Origin of the sequence: Synechococcus lacustris str. Tous, from assembly GCF_003011125.1 — a bacterium.
In the GTDB taxonomy this organism is placed as follows: Bacteria; Cyanobacteriota; Cyanobacteriia; order PCC-6307; family Cyanobiaceae; genus Synechococcus_D; species Synechococcus_D lacustris.
Map to the genome: position 1 here is coordinate 1 of NZ_PXVC01000203.1, position 1,189 is coordinate 1,189.

Below are 1,189 nucleotides of genomic sequence, written 5' to 3' on the forward strand. Positions count from 1 at the left end.
GATTCTGTTAGTTATGGTTCAGGATTCTGTTAGTTATGGTTCAGCTCCTAAAAATGGTGGTACCTGGCGGGAAGCACTTTTAGCTGAACTTTCCTCTGAACTTGATCTTAGCCGCATCCATTTTGTCGGCCGCATCCCGCATAATGTGTTGCATAAAGTGTTTCAAGTGTGCGCCTGTCATGTATATCTTACTTATCCATTTGTGCTTAGCTGGAGTATGCTAGAGGCGATGAGTTGTGGGGCTTTAGTAGTAGCTTCTGCAACGCCGCCTGTGCAGGAAGTGATCATTAATGGCAAGAATGGTTTGCTTGTTGATTTTTTTGATTCTCAAGCATTGGCGAATCAGATCGCAGCTGTTTTAACTGAGCCCACTGCTTATAAGCACCTAGCTCAGGCTGCTCGTGAGCATGTGCAAGCTACCTATGATCTCAACAACATTTGTTTGCCAAAGCAATTGAAACTTGTGCATCAACTAACCACGAAAGTTGCGAGCTGATTTTTACTTAATAACTTTAACCCTCTTAGCTCGAATAGATGTTTATCAAGTGGATTTACCTGTGCCACGGGGACCAAACAAGCAGAAGCCCTGGGCTGGAGGCTGCAAAAAACGCGTTACAACCGCCATTTATGCAGCCAAAATGGAGTTCATGCCGCCAATTTAGCAAGAAACTTGCGGTTTTACCCTGATGGTTTTTTTACAATTTCACACCAAATAAATGGCCGGCCGCTGAGGTGAGCCCCATGGCAACGGCGCCCCAGATCACCATCCGCAGGGCGCCTCTACGCACAGATGCCCCACCTGCCGCTGCGGCCATGCCACCAAATATCAAAAGGCTGCCAAGCGAAAGCAACACCGTGAAGGGCACCACCTTGCTTGCTGGAGCTAGCAATATCGCCAGCAAGGGCACCAGTGCACCCAAGCCAAAGGCCACAGCTGATGCAAAAGCTGCCTGCAAAGGCCTTGCCCTAAGGGTTTCGCTAATACCTAATTCATCGCGGGCATGGGCTTCTAGTGCCCCTTGAAGGCTTAGTTGTTCAGCTACAGCCCTGGCGAGGCTGGCCTCTAAACCCCGGGATCTGTAAATCGAGCTGAGTTCCTCTAATTCACCCTCTGGATCAGATATCAATTCCGCCGCTTCCTTAGCTAGATCTGCTTTTTCTGTATCCGCCTGGCTTTGCACCGACACAT

The 1,189-nt window shown here is 48.9% G+C and carries 2 protein-coding genes; one reads left to right on the top strand and one right to left on the bottom strand.

The window, feature by feature from the left end; translation table 11 throughout:
* Positions 1-496: glycosyltransferase (locus C7K08_RS14315; RefSeq protein WP_117434668.1), on the top strand; the 496-nt coding region annotated here is incomplete at its 5' end.
* Between the two features lie 199 nt (positions 497-695).
* Here C7K08_RS14315 and C7K08_RS14320 read toward each other — a convergent pair.
* Positions 696-1,189: VIT1/CCC1 transporter family protein (locus tag C7K08_RS14320; protein ID WP_193464847.1), on the bottom strand; the 494-nt coding region annotated here is incomplete at its 5' end.